General features: G+C 68.6%; 17 protein-coding genes and 1 pseudogene. 9 read left to right on the top strand and 9 right to left on the bottom strand.

The features are described 5' to 3' along the window. Positions 1-183 (bottom strand): annotated as a pseudogene (locus FF36_RS39200) (IS256 family transposase); the annotation flags it as partial. Positions 184-347: 164 nt separating this feature from the next. Here FF36_RS39200 and FF36_RS41205 point away from each other — a divergent pair. From FF36_RS41205 to FF36_RS26920, 3 genes are read left to right on the top strand one after another with little or no spacing between them, the layout of a single operon-like run. After that, a complete protein-coding gene (locus FF36_RS41205; protein WP_082122259.1) occupies positions 348-692 on the top strand; it encodes a WD40 repeat domain-containing protein in 345 nt (114 codons plus the stop codon). After that, on the top strand, positions 581-970 hold the full coding sequence (locus FF36_RS41200) for a WD40 repeat domain-containing protein (RefSeq protein ID WP_370657151.1): 390 nt from the start codon (positions 581-583) through the stop codon (positions 968-970). Before FF36_RS41205 ends, FF36_RS41200 begins: the two co-directional genes overlap by 112 nt. A gap of 15 nt (positions 971-985) precedes the next feature. Next, positions 986-1,369 (top strand): hypothetical protein, encoded by a 384-nt coding sequence (locus FF36_RS26920; RefSeq protein WP_044887995.1) that lies wholly within the window; start codon positions 986-988, stop codon positions 1,367-1,369. Positions 1,370-1,426: 57 nt separating this feature from the next. On the opposite strand, the gene FF36_RS26915 is transcribed toward FF36_RS26920, so the two are convergent. Next, positions 1,427-1,747, bottom strand: a complete 321-nt coding sequence (locus tag FF36_RS26915; RefSeq protein ID WP_044887994.1) for an ArsR/SmtB family transcription factor — start codon at positions 1,745-1,747, stop codon at positions 1,427-1,429. 164 nt (positions 1,748-1,911) lie between these two features. On the opposite strand from FF36_RS26915, the gene FF36_RS26910 reads away from it, so the two are divergent. Then, positions 1,912-3,273, top strand: coding sequence for an MFS transporter (locus FF36_RS26910; RefSeq protein WP_242419723.1), 1,362 nt, complete (start codon positions 1,912-1,914; stop codon positions 3,271-3,273). Positions 3,274-3,414: 141 nt separating this feature from the next. On the opposite strand, the gene FF36_RS26905 is transcribed toward FF36_RS26910, so the two are convergent. Together FF36_RS26905 and FF36_RS26900 are read right to left on the bottom strand one after the other, a co-directional pair. Next, positions 3,415-4,263, bottom strand: a complete 849-nt coding sequence (locus FF36_RS26905) for a hypothetical protein (protein ID WP_242422902.1) — start codon at positions 4,261-4,263, stop codon at positions 3,415-3,417. A gap of 186 nt (positions 4,264-4,449) precedes the next feature. Continuing rightward, the gene (locus FF36_RS26900) at positions 4,450-5,703 is read right to left on the bottom strand and encodes a cytochrome P450 (RefSeq protein ID WP_044887992.1); all 1,254 of its coding nucleotides are present in this window, start codon (positions 5,701-5,703) and stop codon (positions 4,450-4,452) included. A 604-nt stretch (positions 5,704-6,307) separates the two neighbouring features. Here FF36_RS26900 and FF36_RS26895 point away from each other — a divergent pair. The 4 genes from FF36_RS26895 to FF36_RS26880 all read left to right on the top strand — a co-directional run bounded on the left by FF36_RS26895 (position 6,308) and on the right by FF36_RS26880 (position 10,989). Then, positions 6,308-6,550 carry a hypothetical protein gene (locus FF36_RS26895; RefSeq protein ID WP_044887991.1) on the top strand — a complete coding sequence of 81 codons (243 nt, stop codon included), beginning with the start codon at positions 6,308-6,310 and terminating at the stop codon, positions 6,548-6,550. A 679-nt stretch (positions 6,551-7,229) separates the two neighbouring features. Further along, a complete protein-coding gene (locus tag FF36_RS26890; RefSeq protein WP_157871740.1) occupies positions 7,230-8,396 on the top strand; it encodes a cytochrome P450 in 1,167 nt (388 codons plus the stop codon). Positions 8,397-8,528: 132 nt separating this feature from the next. Continuing rightward, the gene (locus FF36_RS26885) at positions 8,529-10,010 is read left to right on the top strand and encodes an FAD-dependent monooxygenase (protein WP_199865514.1); all 1,482 of its coding nucleotides are present in this window, start codon (positions 8,529-8,531) and stop codon (positions 10,008-10,010) included. Between the two features lie 181 nt (positions 10,011-10,191). Further along, positions 10,192-10,989: an AfsR/SARP family transcriptional regulator gene (locus FF36_RS26880; protein ID WP_063897600.1), complete on the top strand. Its 798-nt coding sequence runs from the start codon at positions 10,192-10,194 to the stop codon at positions 10,987-10,989. Positions 10,990-11,089: 100 nt separating this feature from the next. On the opposite strand, the gene FF36_RS26875 is transcribed toward FF36_RS26880, so the two are convergent. The 5 genes from FF36_RS26875 to FF36_RS26855 all read right to left on the bottom strand — a co-directional run bounded on the left by FF36_RS26875 (position 11,090) and on the right by FF36_RS26855 (position 14,962). Next, the gene (locus FF36_RS26875; protein ID WP_044887988.1) at positions 11,090-11,635 is read right to left on the bottom strand and encodes a TetR/AcrR family transcriptional regulator; all 546 of its coding nucleotides are present in this window, start codon (positions 11,633-11,635) and stop codon (positions 11,090-11,092) included. A gap of 108 nt (positions 11,636-11,743) precedes the next feature. Next, the gene (locus FF36_RS26870; RefSeq protein WP_044887987.1) at positions 11,744-12,340 is read right to left on the bottom strand and encodes a nuclear transport factor 2 family protein; all 597 of its coding nucleotides are present in this window, start codon (positions 12,338-12,340) and stop codon (positions 11,744-11,746) included. 31 nt (positions 12,341-12,371) lie between these two features. Next, a complete protein-coding gene (locus FF36_RS26865; protein ID WP_157867000.1) occupies positions 12,372-13,232 on the bottom strand; it encodes a PhnD/SsuA/transferrin family substrate-binding protein in 861 nt (286 codons plus the stop codon). A 222-nt stretch (positions 13,233-13,454) separates the two neighbouring features. Continuing rightward, a complete protein-coding gene (locus FF36_RS26860; RefSeq protein ID WP_044887985.1) occupies positions 13,455-14,195 on the bottom strand; it encodes an ABC transporter ATP-binding protein in 741 nt (246 codons plus the stop codon). Next, positions 14,192-14,962, bottom strand: a complete 771-nt coding sequence (locus tag FF36_RS26855; RefSeq protein WP_044887984.1) for an ABC transporter permease — start codon at positions 14,960-14,962, stop codon at positions 14,192-14,194. Before FF36_RS26855 ends, FF36_RS26860 begins: the two co-directional genes overlap by 4 nt. 642 nt (positions 14,963-15,604) lie before the next feature. On the opposite strand from FF36_RS26855, the gene FF36_RS26850 reads away from it, so the two are divergent. Beyond that, complete coding sequence (locus FF36_RS26850) at positions 15,605-16,669, top strand: LLM class flavin-dependent oxidoreductase (protein ID WP_044887983.1); 1,065 nt, start codon at positions 15,605-15,607, stop codon at positions 16,667-16,669. The last annotated feature ends 1 nt before the right edge of the window (position 16,670 follow it).

Raw genomic sequence — 16,670 nt, 5'->3', positions numbered from 1 at the left:
GACCTCGACCGCGCCGGCGGCGGTCATCACCTGCCGCGGCTGCGCGTGACCGTTACGGACCACCAGCCGACGGCCACGGGCGTCACGCTGGTCGGCGAGCTCGGCGATGTAGGCGTCGACCTCGGCTTCCAGGGCGGCGGCGAGCATCCGCCGGGCACCCTCCCGGACGATCTCATCGATCAGCGACGGGCTGCCCGCCGGACCATCGGCGGGCGTGTTCTCCTCGGGNACTACCGTGAGCACGGGCGTGCCTTCCCGACCGACGCGTCAACGTCGGCCTGACTGAGACCTCAACCTCGATCACCGGGAAGGTACGCCCTCCCCAGCCGATCCACAGGTCTCAACCATTGCTCCTCACCGGCCACACCGACGGTGTAAACGCGGTGGCACTCACGCCGGACGGGCACACCGCCCTCACCGGCAGCTCGGACAACACGGCGATCGTGTGGGATCTAACCGATCCCGATAACCCGAGAAAGCGCGCTACCCTCACCGGCCACACCGGTTGGGTGTACTCAGTGACACTCACTCCCGACGGGCACACCGCCCTCACCGGAAGCCAAGACCGGACAGCGATCCTGTGGGACCTGACCAACCCGGCTCGCCCTGTCCGCCGCGCCACCCTCACCGGCCACACCGACTCCATACGCACGGTGGCGCTCACTCCCGACGGAAGGCCGACTCCACACTAGACCTGTGGAACTTGGCCAACCCTCTCCGCCCCACCCGTCGCGCCACCCTCACCAGCCACACCGGAGCCGTATACGCCGCAGTATTCACGCGGGACGGCCGCACAGCGCTAACTGGTAGCGCCGACCGAACGGCAATCTTGTGGAACGTCGGAGGTCTGGCCGATCTTCTCGCTCACCTGCCGGATCGGGCTTGTGTCGCGGCTGGCGGCGGTCTCACTCCAAGCGAATGGAGAAGCTCCATTCCAGATATTTCCTACAAGAAGACATGTAAGAACTGACGAGCTGGTCGGAAGGTGACCGTCCGACAGCGTTACGCCGGGGCGGCCCGGTGGTTCCGGGTCTGGAACCGCGTCCTCGCGGCCGTGGTGATACCGGTGCTCTCCGGTGTTGCCGTCAACCAGATCCTCGACAACGGCGTGGTCAGCGTGCCGTGGGCCGTCGGAGCCTTCGGCCTGGGAACGGTGGCCTACCTGGTCGAACGGCGAACGGCGGAGGGCAGCGCCGCGCCCGCGGAACTCGCCACGGTGCTGGACGAGCTCGCCGCCGAGGCCCGGCGCGAGTGGGGGCGAGAGCTGGACGAGGACCTGCTCCGGGTCCGGTGGCAGCGTTCGGAGCGGAACGTCAGCGATCACTGGGATGTTTGCCGGTCTCCACCGTCTGACCGGCGGTCACCATGACCACTGGCACGTCCCGCATCCTCAGCAACAGTGCCGTCGCGGTCACCAGCGGGTGCGCTAGGTGTTCGCGGTCGGGGTGAGGACGGCGGCGAGGAGGCCGGGAAAGCGTGCTTCCAGGTCTTCGTAGCGGATGGCGACGACGCGGCGGCGCCCCTCGACCGTGGTCATGGTCAGGCCGGCCTCGCGCAGCACGCGGTAGTGATGGGAGACGGTCGGGGCGCCGACCTCGACCCCCTCGGCGATCACGGAGCAGTCGACCGGGCCGGTCCGGGAGTACATCGCCTGCATCAGCGTGAGCCGGACCGGGTCGGCCAGGGCGGCAAGGAGCGTGACCAGGTTGATCGAGTCACGGCTCGGCTGAGGGAGCTGTCGAGACACCGCGGGCTGCCCGGCTCAGCCTCTCGGCCGACCACTCAGCCGGTCACCCGGCCGGTCGGTTCGCCGGTCGGTTCGCCGACCACCTCGTCGACCGCCCAGCCGGTCGCTTCGCCGATCCCGATGCTTTGACACCCATCGAACGTACCCCTAGCCTCCCCACTGTGATGATTCGACAAGGATCGAATTACAAGCCTGAGGGCGAGGGCGGGCTGCGCGGCTGGCAGCTCGGGGTGCTGGCGGCCGGCACGTTCACGCTGGGCGTCGACGGGTTCGTGCTCGCCGGCCTGCTGCCCGCGATTGCCGACGACCTGTCCGTGAGCGTGTCCACCGCCGGCCAGCTCACCACGATCTTCTCCATCACCTACGCGGTCGGGTCGCCGGTGCTCGCGGCCCTCACCGGCCGCTGGGACCGGCGCCTGCTGCTCGGCGGCGGGCTGGCGTTGTTTCTTCTCGGGATGGCCGGCCAGGCACTTGCCCCCTCCTACGCCGTGATGGCCGCCGGCCGGGCCGCCGCGGCCCTCGGTGCCGCGGCGTTCCAGTCCAACGCCTACGTCATGGCCGGCATGCTCGCCGACGGCCGGCGGCGCGGCCGCGCGCTGGCCGCCGTCACCGCGGGGACCTCGCTCTCGACGGTGCTCGGGGTGCCCTTCGGCGTCCTGGCCGGGCAGTGGTTCGGCTGGCGAGCGGTGCTGTGGGTCATCACGGCACTCGCGGCGCTCACCGCGTTCTGCGTGCCCCTGCTGCCCCGGGCCCACGTCCCACCGACGAACATGCGCGCCCGGCTGGGCGTGCTGACCCGGCCCGCGGTACTCCTGGTTCTGCTCGCGACGGTCGCGGTGGTCGCGCCGCCAATCCTGCTGATCTCCTATCTGCCGGTCGTCCTGGGCATGGCCGACACCGATGGCCGGCTCGTGGTGATACTGCTCGCGTTCGGGCTGGGCAGCCTGACCGGAAACCGGCTGGTGGGACGCCTGGTCGACGGTCGCGGCGCGCTGGGAGTGCTGCTGGTCGCCGTCGCCGGGCTCGCCGCGTCGTTCGCCGTGCTGGTGCCGGCCCGCGAGGAGTACGGCGCGGCGCTGGCCGTCCTGCTCGCCGTCGGCGCCTTCCAGGGACTGTCGATCACGCCGCAGCAGCACCGGCTGTTCGTCGTCGCCCCGGACGTCGCCACCGTCGCCCTCGGGCTCAACGGATCGGCGATCTACCTCGGCAGCGCCCTCGGCGCCGCGCTCGGCGGCGTGACCCTCGACGCGGCCGGGGCGGCCACGATTCCGGCCACGGCCGCCGTACTCGCCGCAGCAGGGCTCGCCCTCATCGCCACCACCGCCCCGGAACGACGACCCCGGACCGCCGCCACGCCAGTGGCCACAGCGCCTACGGGCCCAGCGCCAGCAGAACCAGTGTCAGCAGAACCAGCGTCAGCAGGACCAGCGCCCGGGCAGCCGCGGCCGCTGATGGACTCAGGCCCTTCCACGGCCGCCGGGGCCGCAGCCGCTCGCGCTGCTCGGCAGCATGAGTCCGGACGGTGACGACGACCTTGTGATCGAGAGAGCCGGTCGCGCCTGGCGCTCGCGCATCCGGGACCAGCTCTCCCACCGACCTGGAGACAGGTGGTCCCTCGACGAGACCCACGTGAAGGTTCGCCGGCCATTCGCCGGCCAGAGGGCCGTTCAGGGGGCGGTGGTGACGAAGTCGGCCGCAGTGACGGGGACGGTGGCCAGGGGGCCGGTGACGTCTCCGACCAGGACGGTCCAACGTCTGCTGGTCCTGTCGATGCCGCCGGTGGGCGAGTTCTGAGACGCCCACACGATGTCGCGCGGGCCGCAGGAGTAGTAGCCGACATAGCCCGGATGGTTCTCCGGGGATCCCCAGGCGCCGCCGTCGCGCAGCCGGCAGCGGTCCCCGTTGGCCAAGACCAGGCCGAACGGGACGGGGTTCCTGGGCGGGGAGACTCTGGCGACGAGCGACTGGGCCGTGAGCGCGGTGAGCGTGGCCGAGTAGGGGTCGCGCAGGCAGAGCATCCGGCGGGCCTGGGGTGTCGGCCAGCAGGCATCGGCGGCGGCGGCGCTGGGCGAACAGAGGTAGATGTCGCCGCTGACGGCGGCCGGTGACGGGTACGCCTGGCTGGTGTCGCCGCAGTCGATCGGCGCGTCCGGATCATCATCGCGCCCGTCGACGGTCCAGCCCCTCGCCGGTTGTCCGCGGCGGTCGACCGGGGCCAGGTTGACCAGCCGAGTCACCGGGCCGCCGCGCGCGCCGGCCGCCCCCGAGCTTCCCGCCCCGGCGCCTGTCCCCGCGGCCGAAACCGTCGTCGCGGTCGGGACCGTCGTCGCCGTCGGGACCGTCCTTGCGGTGGACACAGCCGGCGTCGTCACAGCCGGCGGCGTCGTCACAGCCGCCTGCGCGCCAGTCCGCCCCTCGCTGGCACAGCCCGCGAGCGCCGTCACCGACGCCGCCACGAAGACGGCCGCCCACCAGCGCACGCCGGCCTCTCGCCGACCCGTCCTGCCTGCCCACACGTCCGCCTCCCGGCCAGGTCCCGCCGAGTCGACACGTGACCCGACCCGCGGACTGTAAGCTGCCCGCCGCCCGCGACCTCCCGCCCTGTCCGACACCCGACGACCTGGCGGTGCGGTGGTGCCCGACGCTATGCCTTGTCCCATCCGGGGCCTTGTCCCATCGGGACGTCGCCTACCTCCTCGCTGTCAGGCGGCGAGCCGAAGGGGGAGCGTCTGCAGCCCGCGGATGATGCTCTGGTTTCGGTATGTCGGCGTGCTCCCGATCAGAGCGAGCTCGCTGGTGCGCTCGAGGAGCAGACGAAAGATGATCTCCGCCTCCATGCGGGCCAGGGGGGCGCCGAGGCAGTAGTGGATACCTGTCCCGAACCCGAAGTGGCGCGCGGCCGGAGTGGGTCCCGCGTAGCGGGCGACCAGGAAACGGTCGGGCTCGTCGAACGCGTCCGGATCACGGTTCGCCGAACCGACGAGCAGCATGGCGCCCTCACCTCGGCGGAACTCCCGTCCACCGACCTCGGTGTCACGCAACGCCGTCCGCGGGATGAACTGAACCGGACAGTCGTGCCGCAGCATCTCCTCGACCGCAGCGGGGACGAGACCGGGGTCCGCGCGCAGCAGTGCCAGCTGGTCGGGGTGCTGCACGAGGGCGAGGACTCCGCCGCCGATAAGGTTGACCGTCGTCTCGTGCCCGGCCACCAACAGCACGGCGCAGAGCGCGAGGACCTCGCTTTCGGTCAGCGCGTCCTCCCCGAGGTGGATCGCGACGAGCTGGCTGACGAGATCGGTGCCCGGCCTGACCCGGACGCGCGCGATGAGGTCCCGGAAATAGGCATCCAGTTCCCGGGCCGCCCGACGGCGCCCGGTGATTTCATCGGGAGTCAGCAGAAAGTCCGGATCGATGCCGCGAATCAGCGTCTCCGCCCATTCCCCGAATATCTTTTCGTCCGCGGCCGGGACGCCGAGCAGCCGACATATCATGCGGGTCGGCACAGGCCGGGCCAGTGCGCTGATCGCGTCGATCTCACCGGCCTCCAGCGCCGCGTCCAGCAGCCCGGTGACGAAGGACGTGATGTCGGGGGCAAGCTCGGCGAGGGTGCCGGGAGTGAACGTCCTGCTGACCAGTCGACGTAGCCGCGTGTGATCTGGCGGATCGGACCGCAGGAGCGACTCCAGCCCGTCATCGGCGTCGCCGTCGGGACGGAAGGGACTGATGTTCTCCTTGTAACCGTGCCCGAAGGCGGGGTCCTGGAGCACGGCGGCGGTGTCGCCGTGTCGGGTCACCAGGGTCACCCGGTGGCCCGCCATGTCATACCCGGCCAACGGGTCAGCCTCGCGGATGGCCCGGTAGGTGGGGTAGGGATCCGCCTGGCGTGCGGCGTCGAAGGCCACCAGCAGCGGCGAGCGCCGCCCGCTGGCCGGGTTCGAGGTCGAGGCGGTGGCCATATCGGCAGCTCCTTGTCTACGCGTACATGTTCGTCCCGACCCGGTCCTGCGGGACCGGTCGCCGCTGCCGGACCGATCGCGCGCCGAGGAAAGAACTGGACCGGTGAGACAGCACGCACCGGTAACCTAATTGGTCGGGTCGTCAACAGCCCATGAATCTCCAAGGGATTCTCCGCCGACGAATTTCATCAAGATTGTGGCCACACCCGACCAGCGATGTCAAATAGGTAGTCCGAATCGACCGATCGGATTCTAAGCGGGATCTTGGTGTTGCGGATTTCGTGAACTCGGATGTTTCGCGACGGAGCCGAGTGCGATCGCGGAGATCTGTTGCGTCCGGTGCCACGAGCCGTGTCTTCGCCGCTTGGCGGATCCCGCCCACCACCGGGAGTGTCCGACTGCCGGCGCCGTCCACCCCGGACTCCGCCGGCGAACGCCTACGCCGAACGGTTCTTCCGCACGGAGAGGGACGAGATTCCCCTGCTCGATCAAGGAGCCGGACGACGCAGCAGTCCCGCCGTGCATGGAATCAGCGGCGTGAGCGGCATGGAATTCACTCGAGCTCCTGATCGATGAGTGGCAGGACAACACGTTCACTGCCGTCATGAGCTACCCCGGCAGCCAGCCGCGTACCAAGGTGACCGGCCGGGTTGAGCTCACGTCAAATAACCAGGTGGATATCGTCTGGACCGAGGAGGGATATGCCAGCAGGGGGCCGCGTTCCATCGACCTTGATGGCGAGTACCGGGCTCGCATCGTCAGCCAGACCATGGCCGGCGACTGGTACTCACGGTCGCGTGGCCGAGCCGTTGCCAGCTTTCGCATGGTCGCCGCGTCAGCCACCTGAACAGCCCGTCTTTGCAGGACGACACTCGCTGGGCGCGCTCGTGAGGCAGGGACGATTCTCGGCCCGGTCTCCACCGCCGCAGTGATGGCACCATCGTGCTGTCACGGCCTTGGCCAAGCTCCGCGCGGGAGATCTCCTCCACATCGAGGCCGTCAACGATGTCCCGGCTGGCGCCAGCCAGGAGCAACCGGAGCACGGCGTCGCCCACGTCCCGCGAGCCTGTGACCCGGCCACCGCCGACGAGAAGTCCGCGGCGAACTCCTCGAACCTGCCGCGCATCGCGGCTGTTTATCGTCTTCCGGGCCTGCTCAAGCCACATGCCCGTGGTCCCCCACCCGCCGGGAGGGCGGTCGGAACCGCGCACTACGCTGAGTCCCCCTCAGGTCGTCGACGGGCCACTGCGGCGCGTCACCCGGGTGCGGACCGACGAGCTGCCTGTCCCGGCTCGTTGCGACGGCAGCCGCGCCTGCGTGCGGCTGGTGGTCGGCAGTCGGCGGCCGGCAGCCCGCTCCGCCGAGCCGATGGATCGTCAGTGAGCGCCGCTTTAGCGAGACCCAAGACAGCCCTCCTAATTTCTCTGTGTCAGCTGGTTGCAACGTTCGGCGCAGAGGAGTTCTGAATGTCTGACTCTTCAGGGGCGTCAGGCGCCCCTATGCCATTCCCGTTCCCGGACGGGCCTATGGCCACGGCACCACCGGAATTTGCTCGCCGACGGTCGGAATGTCCGCTGAGCGAGGTCGTCCTGCCCACCGGCGATCCCGCGCTTGTCGCCGTCAGGCACGCCGACATCCAGCAGATCATGTCGGATGACAAAAACTTCACCCGGGATCTGTCGTCCCCGGACGCGCCGCGGCTGTTCCACAACATGCTCCTGCTGGAGGATCCGACGATCCTGCTCAACATGCATGGCGAAGATCACCTTAGGCTTCGCCGGATCGTTGCCTCCGCGTTCACTCCCCGACGGGCGGAACAGGCTCGTCCGGAGATCTCCAAGATTATCGACCGGCTGCTCGACGACGTGGAGAGCGGGGGCCATCCAGCCGATCTCATGACGTTCGCCCGACTGCTGCCGACACGGTTCATATCGCAGATTCTCGGTGTGCCCGAGGATGACGGCGAGCAGCTTCTTGAATGGGTCTCCGCGTGGCTTTCCTTCGCGTTGCCCCGCGAGGACCTGGACCGCGCCGCGAACGACTTCTCGGATTACGCGCGGGCCCTGGTCGAGCGGAAGCGGGCAGAGCCGGGAGACAGTTTGATCGATCACATCATCAACGCCCACGACGTTGAGGATCGACTTTCCGAGAACGAACTCATCTCGATGATCCGGATGCTGATTATTGGTGGGAACGAAACCATCGCCAATGCCATCAGCCGGTCGTTGTTCAGCCTGCTGTCCCAGCGGCAGCACTGGGCGGCGTTGCTCGCCGACCGGTCACTGGTGCCGGCGGCGATCGAGGAGCTTCTGCGCCACAATCCGCCGGGCGGCGGCACCACCGGTCTCATTCGGCTGGCCACCGCGGACGTCGAGCTGACCTCGGGATCCGGAGTCATCCGGGCCGGGCAGGGAGTCTTCACGCCCCTGGTCGCGGCCGGGCACGACCCGGCGGTCTTTCCCGATCCCGAGCAGATCAGGTTCGACCGGCCGAAGACGCATTCGACGATGCAGTTCGGTGCCGGTCGGCACTACTGCCTGGGCGTTCATCTCGCTCGGGTCGAGCTGGAGCTGACGTTGAATGCACTGCTCGACCGTTTCCCGAACCTGCGACTGGCGGTTCCGCCGGCCGAGCTACCGTGGTCCGAGGGAAGCTATGGCGTCGGACTCACCGGCCTTCCGGTCGTCTGGTAGCCAATCGACTTTCACTGGCTCAACGGGCCGCGTTTCACCGGGATCTGACCAGGATCGATGACGGATGGCGGAGGAGGCACCGAGCCCGACAGTGGCGGGTCGGACCTCGTTATCCGAGGATGAGAGGTTGACTTGAGCGGGAACGTAGTCGTTGTCGGTGGCGGGCCTACTGGTTTCATGCTTGCCAGTGAACTCAGGCTGCACAAGGTGCCCACTATTCTTCTGGAGCGTTTTGCCGAGCCGTCCGGGTACTCACGCTCGCTGACGTTGCATGCCCGGTCCGCTCAGGTCTTCGAGCAGCGCGGGCTGCACTGGTTCGAGGGCTACCCACCGGTGCCGTCCTACAACTTCGGTCTCATCGAGATCCAGGACTACATCGACCCGTCACTTCTGCCCCTGCTGGTCCCGCAGCGTGACATCGAGCGCAGGCTCGAGGAACGTGCCGCCTCGCTCGGTGCGGACATCCGTCGGGGTCAGACGGTGGTCGGGCTTCGGCAGGACCAGGACGGCGTCGACGTCACCGTCGAGCAGGAGGACGGCACCGTCTACCAGCTCCGGGCGGACTACGTGGTGGGCTGCGACGGCGGCGGCAGCACGGTCCGGAAACTTGCCGGTATCGGGTTTCCGGGGACGTCGTCGACGGCGAACGGCCTCACCGCGGACGTGATCACTGCCGACAAGCAGGGATTCGTCAGCCCTACGCTGAACCAGAACGGCATGTTCGCCGTGGTCCCGCTGGGCCCGGAGCTCTATCGGGTGACCGCCCTGGAGCTGGGCGTCGAGGGCAGCCGCGACGGCGTGGAACCGACCGTGCAGGAGTTCCAGGAGAAGTTCAAACGGGTCTCCGGTTCGGAGCTCGGGATCCTGAACACGGGAGAGATACGGTGGCTGTCTCGCTTCGGTAATGCCACCCGCCTGGCCGACAGCTATCGTGAGGGCCGAGTCCTGCTGGCCGGCGACTCCTGTCATATCCATTTTCCGGTCAGTGGGCAGGGTCTCAACACCGGGATTCAGGACGCACTCAACCTCGGCTGGAAGCTCGCCGCCCAGGTGAACGGATGGGCGACGCCCGGGCTGCTGGACACCTACGAGGCGGAGCGTCGCCCAGTGGGTGCTCGGGTCTGCTGGAACACCCGGGCCCAAGATGCCCTGCTGCACCCGCTCGACCGACTGGAGCCGCTGCGGGGCCTGCTCGGCGAGCTGGTGCGTCTCGAGGCCGTCAACCGGTATCTCACCGACATGGTGACCGGCGTCGGAATCCGTTATGACGTTACGGTCTTCGGTACCGATCCCGGGGAGTCCTCTCTGTTGGGCAGGACTGTTCCCGACGACGTGGTGGCAAGCGCCACGGCGGCGAACGGGGGTGTCTCGCCGCTGTTCGAGGGCCGTGGTCTCCTGCTCAGCTGGGAGGAAGAGGAGTCGCCGAAGGCGACCGCGGCCGACTGGGAGGGCCGGGTTGATCCCACGATCATGCCGCGACCCGCGGGTGTAGCGGCCGCGGTGCTGCTGGTACGCCCGGACGGATACGTAGTCCATGCCGATCCGACCGGTGATCCCGAGAGCCTCCGACAGGCCCTCGCGGCCTGGTTCGGTGTTCCCGCAACTATTTCCTGAGGAATTATCGGACGGCTGACTTCGTGAAGCTCGGGAGCAACATCTAAGATATCTTCTTCTGAGACCGTGGAACCACCGTGGCTCGGTAGCCGCCGTTTCCGTGAATCGTGGTGCTTGAGGAGGCGCAGTGAGGTACTCCGTCCTCGGACCTCTCCGGATACTTGACGGAGACCGCGAGATCATGATCAGTGCGCGCAAGGTCGAGATCATGCTCGCTGTCTTCCTGGTCCGAGCAAACCATGTGGTCTCCCTCAGCCAGCTGACGACCGAACTGTGGGGCGACGACCCGCCGCGGCGGGCGATCGCCTCGATGCACGTGTATGTCTCGAATCTGCGCAAGATACTCGCTCTGCCGGCCGAGACGAAGAACCCGATCGTCACCCGACATCCGGGCTACCTGCTGCAGATGGAGCCGGACGATCTCGATCTCACCCTGTTCGAGCGGAGAGTTCAGGAGGGGAAGAGACACCTTGCCGAGGGCAGCTATGCGCAGGCCTCACGATGTCTGACGGCTGCCCTCGGCCTGTGGCGCGGTCCCGCCCTCGGCGATCTGAAGGCCGGCCCGATCGTGAGCGGATTCCTGGGATGGCTCGAGGAGACCCGGCTGGAGTGCATCGAGCTCTCCCTCGACGCGGATCTGGCGCTGGGTCGCCACCCCGAACTGGTCCGTCGGCTGATCGCCCTCACGAACGACCATCCGCTGCGCGAGACTTTTCACCACCGGCTGATGCTGGCGCTCTACCGGTCGGGCCGACAGGTGGAAGCCCTCCAGGTTTACCAGACCGTCCGGGATATCTTCCACCGGGACCTCGGCCTGGAACCCAGTCGACCGCTGCGGGATCTGCAGCAGGCGATTCTTCAGGCCGACGAGGGCCTCGATCTCCACTCCAGGATGCCTCGCGCCTGCAGGGGTGAGTCGCGATCGGGCGCCGTCTCCGAGATGGCCCGGACCGTGTTCTCCCGCGATCGACGGCGATGACCGACACCGCGAGGCGTGGATCGGGGCCGGCTCGCCGTCGTGACGTCCGCGCCTGCCGATCCCGGCGCCGGCCAGTCCGACCACCGTGGGCGCGGTGGAGCTAACGAGCAAGTAGTCCGTCAAGCAGCACGCCGAGCAGACGCTCGGCACGCTCGGTATCTACCGGCGGCTGCTGCGCCGCCCAGGCGACGGCGTTGACGAGACTCACGAGATCATCCGCTCGGGTGTCGGGCCGAACGGTACCGGCCGCGCGGGCGCGTGCCAGCAACCGCTCGGTGATGCTGGTGAGCTCGGCACACACCGCCCCCAGCGTCGCCGAACTGTGAATGATCCTGGCTGTCCACGCGGCCATGTTCGGGTAGGACATCGCCGCCGCGATGAGCCATCGAGACCACTGCGTCAACTCGTCGACCGGGGTGGAGCTGCCCGCCAGCTCGTTGCCCCGTTCCACCAGGCGTTCGAAGCTGGTCTGCAGCATCGCCTCGATGAGCATCTGGCGGGTCTCGAAGTGACGGTAGAGCGTGCCGATCCCCACGCCGGCGTCCTGCGCGATGTTCTCCAGCGAGGCGCCCGTCCCGTGCTCGGCGAAGTGGACGCCGGCAACGGTGAGCAGCCGCTCGCGGTTGCGGCGGGCATCGACGCGCATGCCTAGAGAATACCGGGGAGTACTCTCCGCCTGGCCTCCTCAAGGTGACGACGGACGGGCACCACGTGCGGACCGCCGACGTCGGCTGTCGGGGTGGACCTTCCCCGATCAGACACCGGCGGTGGGTACGGCCTCGGGACGCAGCCGTTCCCGCATCTGGTAGAGCAGGTCGTCGGGGTGGGAGAGACTCTGCCCCCCGGGGGCGAAGTGTTCCACGAACGGCGACGGCGCCGCCGCCTCGAAGCGCTCGTATCCCCCGTGCAGAACGATGCGATGGGCGATGCGCCACTCTCCGTCGCGACGCTCGAAGCGATCGAGGTAACGCAGGGTTCGCAGATAGGTCACCTGCTCGCCGTTGATTTCCATCGGATTGAGACTGAGCCCGAGCGACTCGGCGAACGCCACGTCGCCCTCCAGCTCGACCAGCGTGCTGGGGATCATCAGGCCCTTGACCTTGATCGGTGCGGCCCGCATCTCCGCCACCATCTTGTCCGCAAACTCGCGTGCGCTCCCGTTGGCTCTGGCGGGGGGCGCCTGAAAATGCTCGTAGATCGCGTCGTCGTGAAAGACGGTGGCAAGGGCCTCGGCGTCGCGGCGCTCGGTCGCGCGCGCATAGATGAGGCACACCTCGCGGATGGCCTGCTTGTCGAGAAGTTCCCGCAGGCTGCGTTCGAGGTCGTCGTGTCGACCGGCTGGCGTCGTCATCAGCTCTTCTCCCTGGTGGTCGGTGTCGCCGTCAGGCCTGGAGATTCGGGTTGAAACGCTCGGTGAACAGACCGGCCACCTTCTTGTCGGCGGGTATCCGGCCCAGGGTGGCCAGCGAGTCGTAGGTCGCCTGAAGGCTCTGGACGACCTGCCCTGTGATCGGGATGCCGTACGTCCGTCCGGCGTAGGCCAGCTTCGCCTGCGCGACCGGTATGCCCAGGGTCTTCGCCTGCGCGGCCACCAGTTCGTCGTTATGGGTGTTGCCCCAGACGAACGATCGGTCCACGCGTCGGATGTAGTCGAGGGCGGCGCCCAGCTTCCGCGGGTCGTTCAGGACCTTGTGGGAAAGGCCCCAGAAGAGATGGGCGTCCCACAGCCCGTTGTCGCCGTTGGCGAGCCACCGCGCGCGGCCCTCCTGAACGAGCGAGGCGGCCGGGGGTGTGCAGGCGGCCAGCGCATCCACGCGCCCGCTGAGGAACGCGGCCTGCACATCGGCCGGCGACGTGAGGTCCACACGGTGGACGTCCTTGCCGAAGTCGAGACCCACGCGCTGGAACGCGCGGATGGCGACGAGCTCTGATGCCTGCCCGACCCCGTTGCCGACGGTCTTGCCCCGCAGCTGCGCGATGCTGGTGATCGTGGAGTCCTTCGGAACGATGACGCCGCAGACGTTCGTGGGCCGCTGGATGGCATGAACGATGCTGACCGGCAGGTCGGCGGCGGCGTATCCCGCGAACGCGACGTCGCTGAAGATGATGACGTCCGCCCGCTCCGACGCGAAGGCCGCGGCGATGTCCTTGGCGGTCGGGGCCGCGACCGGCTTCACCTGGTATGGCGTGTTCGCGAGGCCGGCGGCGGTCAGCTGCGACTGCCACGGCGCGCCGTTGGCCACTCTGAGCGTGACACCGCCGAGATCGGTCGTCGGCGCCGGTTGGACTGTGGCCGCGGCTGACGACGGCGGTGTCCCGCCGCTGGACCCACAGCCCGCGACGAGCACGAACGCGGCGACGAGTCCGACCAGGGCGATCGCTCGCCGTACGGGAGCGGCCGAGAGCATCACGCTTCTCCGGTTTCGCTAGTTCCTGATGTGGATGTTGGTGGTGACAGCCGAGCTTCAGCCGCCGACGCCGAGCTCCCGCAGGAGGTCGCGCCGCAGCACGTCGAGCGCGACGGCGTCCGCCGCGTCACGGGTGATGCCCGTGGTGTCCGAGTCCCGCACGATGCGCCCCTCGGCCATGACGAGCACCCTGTCGCCGAGGAGAATCGCCTCCTCGACGTCGTGCGTGACGAGCACGGTGGCCGGGCGGTGGCGGTCCACGAGTTCGCGGACGAGCGCCTGCATACGGATCCGGGTGAGGGCGTCGAGCGCGGCGAACGGTTCGTCGAGGAGCAGCAGGTGGGGCTCGCGAACGAGCGCCCTGGCGAGCGCGACGCGCTGCGCCTGCCCGCCCGAGAGCGTCCCGGGCCAGGCGTCGGCGTGATCCGCGAGCCCGACCTCCTCGAGTGCGGCCAACGCCTGCGCGCGAGCACCGCGAGTGCCCGCCACGCCGAACCGGACGTTGAAGTCGACCCGCTTCCACGGCAGCAGCCGCGGCTCCTGGAACACGATGGCGACCTGCGTGGGCACATCGACCTCGCCGGCGTCCGCGGCGTCCAGCCCGGCCAGGGTGCGCAGCAGCGTCGTCTTCCCGCAGCCGCTCGGGCCGAGCAGGCACAGGAACTCACCCGCCTGCACGCGCAGGTCGAGGCCCCGGATCACCTGACGGGCGCCATAGGCGCGATGCAGGCCGCGGACCTCGACGGGGGCCCGCGTCTCGCGCACGGATTCCTGACGTAGCGTCGTCGATGAGGTCATCGGTTGCCGACTCCCGTCCGCCAGGCCAGCGTCCGCCACTCCAGGACGCGAACGACGAGGTCCGCGGTGATTCCCATCAGGCAGTACACGACCACGCAGGCGAAGATGACGTCGGTGTCGAGGTACTGCTGGGCGTTGGCCATCAGGTACCCGAGGCCGCTCGTGGTGTTCAACGTCTCGGCGACGACGAGCGCGAGCACCGAGATCGACAACGAGTAGCGAAGCCCGACGAGCGTCTGCGGCATCGCGCCCGGCAGCACGACGTGGCGGATGATCTGCCGTCGGCCCTTGCCCATCGCGACGGCCATCTCCACCAGCCGGCGGTCCACGTTGCGGATGCCGCCGTGGACGTTCAGGTACACCGGGAAGAAGCAGGCCATGGCGATGAGGAGCTCCTTGGACAGCTCCCCGAGACCGAACCAGACCACGAAGACCGAGGTCAGCGCGAACACGGGCACGGTACGGACCATCTGGATGGTGGAGTCCACAAGCTCTTCCCCGAGCCGCCACAACCCTGAGACGGTCGCGAGCGCCACGGCGGTGGACACTCCCAGAAGCAGGCCGATCGCCGACCGCCGCAGGGACACGAGGACGTTGCTCGCGAGAGTGCCGTTCGTCGTCAGCATCCACAGAGCGTGAGCGGTGTGGGCGGGTGACGAGAACAGCCGCTCGTCGATCGCTCCCCCGCTGGCGAGAAGCTGCCAGGCGAGGAGCAGCAGGAACGGCACCAGAGCGCGGCGCCCGAGGGAGCCGAGTCGCCTGCTCACACGATCGAGAGGGTCGGTAGTGGAGTCACCCTCCGGAATCTAGCAAGATCCCACTAAGTTCGTCGGCAAATTGTGGTTTCTCACCGCATGCAACCATGTGTTCTCTGTAGCCGTACGTGTACCCGCGCCAATCTCACCCTATGTATCAGAATTTATACGGAACGTGATCCCAGTGGAGCGCGTGGTTCCCGGAAGGGATCGGGCTGGGCGGCGGTGGCGAGACCGCCGCCCCACGTCCCGTCGTGGCCCGCGCCGGGCGCGAGGAGCCATCCCCGGCCGACGGCGCCCGAGCTTCACGAGCCGCCGACCGAGGCGCTGTACTCGGCGCGGATGACACCCCCTACGCAAGTACACCGGTACCGCGGGACGGATAGAGAACGCGCAGGTCGCGGTCCACCTGACCTATGCGACCAAGGCAGGACACGCGCTCGTCGACCGTCTCGAACCGGTTCGACAGGCAGGAGTCTTCCCGATTCCGGCCGACCCCCTCCTGATCTGCCTGGTTGCGCAGTGATGTCATTCTCCATACCCTTGCGAGGACCTGGCTCGTGATTCAACGTCGGCATGGCGGCAGCACATCCGCCATCGGTGCCCTCGTCGGCGCGCCGGCACATCTGTTGATGAGACAACGGAGAACCCACAATGAGCAATTTCCAGGGAATACCCCTGTCCGTACTCGACACGGTCCCTGTATGGCACGGCTCGTCCGCGACCGAATCGGTTCGTGGTGCCCTGGATCTGGCCGTCGCGGTGGAGCGACTCGGATACCGCCGCTACTGGGTGGCGGAGCATCACAATCAGCCGGGCGTCGCCGCCACCGCGCCCGCGATCCTGATCGGCCATCTGGCGGGACGGACCAGCCGACTCCGGATCGGCTCCGGCGGGGTCATGCTCCCCAACCACCCGCCGCTGGTGGTCGCCGAGCAGTTCGGCACCCTGGAGGCGCTTTACCCCGGCCGCATCGATCTCGGTATCGGTCGGGCTCCCGGCACCGATCCGGCCACCGCCCGCGCTCTGCGCCGCGCGACCGGCCCGAACGCCGCCGCGGAGTTCCCCGCCCACCTCCAGGAACTGCTCGACTACTTCGGTCTGGCCCAGGCCGGCAGCGGCCACGGGGGGATCCAGGCCCTGCCCGCCGATGAGAACGAGGTACCTGTGTGGGTGCTCGGTTCCAGCGGGGAGAGCGCTCAGCTGGCGGGTCGGCTCGGCGCGGGATACGCCTTCGCCCATCATTTCAACCCGTCAGCGACCGTGGCCTCGCTGGACATCTACCGGCGCAGCTTCCGCCCGTCGGCCCAGTTCGCACAGCCGTACGCGGTGGTCGCCGCCGTCGGCATCGCGGCCGACACCCAGGAGCACGCGGAGTTCCTCGCGGGACCGCTGGGGGTGGCCTTCGCGCTGAGCCTGCGCGGGATCAACCGGCCCTTCCCCAGCGCGGCCATGGCGGCCGAGATCCAGGTACCGGTGTCATCCGACGAGGCCACGATGATGCAGCAGGTCCTCGGGCCGCAGCTCATCGGCAGCCCCGAGCAGCTCAAGCAGCAGCTCGAGGCACTGGTCGATGCCACTGGGCTGGACGAGCTGATGCTGCACACGATGATCCAGGACCCCGCCGAACGGGTGCGCTCGTACGAACTGTTCGCCGAGCTGCTTGGCTCCGCGTCGCGGGAGCCGGCCGTCGTCGCCCAGGCCGCGGAGACCGCCTGAC

The sequence above is a fragment of the Frankia torreyi genome, assembly GCF_000948395.1.
Classification (GTDB): Bacteria; Actinomycetota; Actinomycetes; order Frankiales; family Frankiaceae; genus Frankia; species Frankia torreyi.
The sequence above is the reverse complement of the archived record's forward strand: the minus strand, read 5'-3'. Positions and strand labels throughout refer to the sequence as shown.

Bases quoted from the DNA above. Each gene is read 5' to 3' on its own strand.
- FF36_RS26910 (WP_242419723.1), top strand. From the start codon at position 1,912: ATGATTCGACAAGGATCGAATTACAAGCCTGAGGGCGAGGGCGGGCTG.
- FF36_RS26900 (WP_044887992.1), bottom strand. From the start codon at position 5,703: ATGGCCACCGCCTCGACCTCGAACCCGGCCAGCGGGCGGCGCTCGCCG.
- FF36_RS26895 (WP_044887991.1), top strand. From the start codon at position 6,308: ATGAGCTACCCCGGCAGCCAGCCGCGTACCAAGGTGACCGGCCGGGTT.
- FF36_RS26890 (WP_157871740.1), top strand. From the start codon at position 7,230: ATGGCCACGGCACCACCGGAATTTGCTCGCCGACGGTCGGAATGTCCG.
- FF36_RS26880 (WP_063897600.1), top strand. From the start codon at position 10,192: ATGATCAGTGCGCGCAAGGTCGAGATCATGCTCGCTGTCTTCCTGGTC.
- FF36_RS26875 (WP_044887988.1), bottom strand. From the start codon at position 11,635: ATGCGCGTCGATGCCCGCCGCAACCGCGAGCGGCTGCTCACCGTTGCC.
- FF36_RS26870 (WP_044887987.1), bottom strand. From the start codon at position 12,340: ATGACGACGCCAGCCGGTCGACACGACGACCTCGAACGCAGCCTGCGG.
- FF36_RS26860 (WP_044887985.1), bottom strand. From the start codon at position 14,195: ATGACCTCATCGACGACGCTACGTCAGGAATCCGTGCGCGAGACGCGG.
- FF36_RS26850 (WP_044887983.1), top strand. From the start codon at position 15,605: ATGAGCAATTTCCAGGGAATACCCCTGTCCGTACTCGACACGGTCCCT.